Source organism: Aquimarina sp. U1-2 (genome assembly GCF_017897595.1).
Classification (GTDB): Bacteria; Bacteroidota; Bacteroidia; order Flavobacteriales; family Flavobacteriaceae; genus Aquimarina.
Genome location: NZ_JAGKIK010000157.1, coordinates 1 through 297 on the forward strand (window position 1 = coordinate 1; position 297 = coordinate 297).

The window sequence follows — 297 nt, forward strand, 5'->3', positions numbered from 1 at the left end:
GGTATTACGCGGTATGTATCTTATGGGGGCATCATGAGAATTCGTGAAGGTGCTGCTTCTAATATCGTGATTTCTGATAATAACTATTTGCATGTTCATATTTCAAATGGAAAAACAACCAAAACAATAAAAAAACAATTAGATTTTTCGCCATTAAGTAGTAACAATTTTAGTATTGATACAAAATTTGAAAACATCCCAGTTTCTATAACATATAATGAGTTCATTGCAGATGCCATTCCGCAAATAGAGCATAATGAAAATGAAGGAAAACCTATGCTAGAAATGATTATTTCT

1 protein-coding gene is annotated in these 297 nt (G+C 31.0%); it reads left to right on the forward strand.

The window, feature by feature from the left end; genetic code table 11:
- Positions 1-297, forward strand: a 297-nt coding sequence (locus J8281_RS19470; RefSeq protein ID WP_210199290.1) for a hypothetical protein, incomplete at both ends; no start/stop codon positions are given.